We start from the raw sequence: 4,017 nt of genomic DNA, 5'->3' as shown, positions 1-4,017 counted from the left end.
CGAGGTGCTCGGCACCGGGCGGGTCGGCATCGACGAGGACTTCTTCGCCCTCGGCGGCGACAGCATCCGCTCCATCCAGGTCGTCAGCCGCGCCCACAAGGCCGGCCTGAGCTTCACCACCCGCGACATCTTCACCCACAAGACCGCGGCCGCCCTGGCCCGGATCGCCGGCGGCGCGGAGCCGCAGGCCGCGGCCGCGCCCGCCGAGGACGCCGGCGGCACCGGCCCGTACGAACTGACGCCGATCATGGCCCAGTTGCACGACGACACGCACAGCCTCACCGGCCCGGTCGTCAAGTACAGCCAGCACGTCGTCGTGCGGGTGCCCGCCACGCTGGACGCCGACCTGCTCGACACGGCCCTGCACGCCCTGGTCGACCACCACGACGCGCTGCGCACCCGCGCCACCGAGCCCGCGCCCGGCCTGTGGCACACCGAGGCACTGGCCCCCGGCGCGCTCGCCGGCGTGCGCCTGGTCGCCACCGCCGAGCACGGCGGCACGGACCCGCAGGACGCCCTCGGCCACGCCGAGCGGCAGGCCTCCGCGGCCCGCGCCCGGCTCGACCCCGCCGAGGCCGTGATGATCCAGGCCGTGCTGATCGGCGCAGCGCCCGGCGCCGACACCACCCTGCTGGTGATCTCCGCCCACCACCTGGTCGTCGACGGGGTGTCCTGGCGGATCCTGCTGCCCGACCTCGCCGCCGCCTGCGCGGCGCTGGCCGAGGGCCGCACCCCCGCGCTCGACCCGGTCGGCACCTCCTACCGCGCGTGGTCGCAGCTGCTCACCGCCCAGGCCCGCACCCAGGTCCGCGGGTCCGAACTCGCGCTCTGGCAGTCGGCCCTGACCGGCCCCGACCCGCTGGTCGGCACCCACCGGCTCGACCCCGCGACCGACGTCTACGGCACCCAGCGCACCCTGCGCCTGGAACTCGGCCCCGAGGTCACCGGCCCGCTGCTCACCGACGTCCCGGCCGCGTTCCACGCCGAGGTCAACGACGTCCTGCTGACCGGCCTCGCGCTCGCCGTCGCCGACTGGCGCCGCCGGCACGGCCGCGCCGACTACGCGCAGACCCTGATCGAACTCGAGGGCCACGGCCGCGAGCAGCTCAGCGACACCCTCGACCTGTCCCGCACCGTCGGCTGGTTCACCAGCGCCTTCCCGGTGCGCCTGGACCCGGGCACGCTGGACTGGGACGAGGTCTGGGCCGGCGGCCCCGCGCTCGCCACCGCCCTCAAGCGGATCAAGGAGCAGCTGCGCGCGCTGCCCGACCGCGGCGTCGGCTACGGCCTGCTGCGCTACCTCAACCCGCACGCCGCCCGCGCCCTGGCCGGGCACCACAAGCCGCAGATCGGCTTCAACTACATGGGCCGCTTCGACGCCCGCGAGGCCGGGCTCTGGGAGCCGGCCGGCGGCGACGGGGTGGTCGGCACCGGGGCCCACCCCGGCATGCCGCTGCCGCACCTGCTCGACGTCACCCCGGCCACCGAGGACCGGCACGACGGCCCGCACCTGATCGCCAACTGGTCCTGGGCCGGCCGGACCGTCGCCGAGGAGGACGCCCGGGACGTCGCGGACACCTGGTTCCGCGCCCTGGAACTGCTCGCCCGGCACGCCGCCGCCCCCGGCGCCGGCGGCCGCACCCCCTCCGACCTGCCGCTGGTCGCCCTGGCCCAGGAGGAGATCGAGGAGTTCGAGGCCGAGCTCGCGCAGGCCGGCACCGCCCTCGCCGACGTGCTGCCGCTCACCCCGCTCCAGCAGGGCATGCTCTTCCACGCCGACTACGACGCCGCCGGCTCCGGGCCGGACGCGGACGCCGTCGACGTCTACACCCTGCAGATCGTCGCCGACATCGAGGGCGAGCTGGACGCCGCGGCGCTGCGCGCCGCCGGACAGGCCCTGCTCGACCGGCACCCCAACCTGCGCGCCGCCTTCCGCGCCCGCGCCACCGGCGAGCCGGTCCAGGTCGTGCCGCAGCACGTCGAGCTCCCCTGGCTGGACGCCGACCTGACCGACCTGCCGGAGCCCTCCCGGGCCGCCGAGCTGGACCGGATCACCGAGGCCGAGCGCACCCGCCGCTTCGACCTCGCCGCCCCGCCGCTGCTGCGCTTCGCCCTGGTCACCCACGGCGAGGGCCGGCACCGGTTCATCTGGACCAGCCACCACATCCTGGTCGACGGCTGGTCGATGCCGCTGCTGGTCCGCGAGCTCTTCGCGCTCTGCGCACCCGGCGCGGACGTCGCCCTGCTGCCCGACCCGGCCCCGTACCGCTCCTACCTGGCCTGGCTGACCGCGCAGGACCGCACCGCGGCCCGGGAGGCCTGGCACCGGGTGCTGGCCGACGTCGACGAGCCCACCCTGCTCGTCCCCGCCGACCCGGCCCGCGTCCCGGCGCTGCCCGACGCGGTGCTCGCCGAGGTGCCCGCCGACCTCACCGCCGCGCTCTCCGGCTGGGCCCGCACCGAGGGCCTGACCCTCAACACCGTGGTCCAGGGCTGCTGGGCGCTGCTGCTCGGCCGGCTCACCGGCCGCCAGGACGTGGTGTTCGGCGCCGTCACCTCCGGCCGCCCGGCCGAGGTGCCCGAGGTCGAGTCGATGATCGGCATGTTCCTCACCACCGTGCCGGTCCGGGCCCGGCTGCACCCCGGCGACACCCTCGCCGAGCTGCTGCACGCCGTGCAGGACCAGCAGAGCGCGCTGCTCCCGCACGAGCACCTCGGACTCGCCGCGATCCACCAGGCCGCGGGCCTGTCCGGCGAGGTCTTCGACACCGTGGTGCTGTTCGAGAACTTCCCGCTGGACGAGAACGGCCTCGACACCGGCGTCGCCGACGGCCCGCGCGTCGTCCGGGCCGAGGCCCGGGACGCCCGGCACCACCCGCTGAGCATGGTGGTGCACCCCGGCGACACCCTGCACCTGCGACTGGACTACCACCCGGGCCTGTTCGGCCGGGACGAGGTCGAGCGGGTCGCGACGGTCTTCCAGCACCTGCTGCGCACCGTCGCCGAGCGGCCCGACCTGCCGCTCGCCCGGGTCGACGTGACCGCCCCGGCCGACCTCACCGGCCGCGCCACCCCCGGCGAGCTGGGCGGGCTGCTCGGCGCCTGGGACCCGACGGTCGCCGAGGAGAGCATCGGCGTGGTCGAGCGGGTGCGCGCGGTGGCCGCCAGCACCCCCGACGCGGTGGCCGTCACCGACGGCGCCGGCTCGCTGGGCTACCGGGAGCTGGTCGAGGCGGCCGGCGGGCTGTCCGCCGAGCTGACCGCAGCCGGGGTCACCACCGGTTCGGTGGTGGCGATGTTCGCCGAACCCGGCGTCCCCTTCGTCACCGGCGTGCTCGGTGTGCTCGGCGCGGGCGGCGCCTACCTGCCGCTCGACCCGACCGCCCCGGCCGCCCGCAACACCGGGCTGCTCGAGGACAGCGGCGCCCGCCACCTGCTGGTCGGCGCCGGGTACCGCGAGCAGGCCGCCGAGTTCGCCGCCGCCGTGCAGGGCGGGCCGGTCACCGTCCTCCCGCTGGAGCGGTCCGGGCCCGGGGCCCTGCCGGAGTGCGTGGGCACCGGCCTGGACCTCGCCTACGTGATGTTCACCTCCGGCTCCACCGGGAAGCCCAAGGGTGCGATGGTGCAGCGCTCCGGGATGATGAACCACCTCTGGGCCAAGGTCGGCGACCTCGACCTGGCGGCCGGGGAGGGCGTCGTCCAGAACGCGCCGCTCACCTTCGACGTGTCGGTCTGGCAGATGCTGGCCCCGCTCGTCGTCGGCGGGACGGTGCGGGTCTCCGGCACCGAGATGGCCGCCGACCCGACCGCCCTGTTCGGGATGGCCCGCGACGAGCGGATCGCCGTCCTGGAGGTCGTGCCCTCCCTGCTGCGCGCCGCCCTGGACGCCTGGGACACCGAGGGCGACGCCCCCGAACTCCCGGACCTGCGCTGGCTGATGGTCACCGGCGAGGCCCTGCCCGCCGACCTCTGCCGACGCTGGCACGACCGCCACCCGCACATCCCGATGATGAACGC

General features: G+C 76.3%; 1 protein-coding gene. It reads left to right on the top strand.

The window, feature by feature from the left end; all coding sequences use genetic code 11:
* A partial coding sequence (locus AB0N04_RS38465) for a condensation domain-containing protein (RefSeq protein WP_363365768.1) occupies positions 1–4,017 on the top strand: 4,017 nt, incomplete at both ends.

Origin of the sequence: Kitasatospora sp. NPDC051702 (genome assembly GCF_040681575.1) — a bacterium.
Classification (GTDB): Bacteria; Actinomycetota; Actinomycetes; order Streptomycetales; family Streptomycetaceae; genus Kitasatospora.
This window is presented reverse-complemented; position numbering and strand designations above follow the sequence as displayed.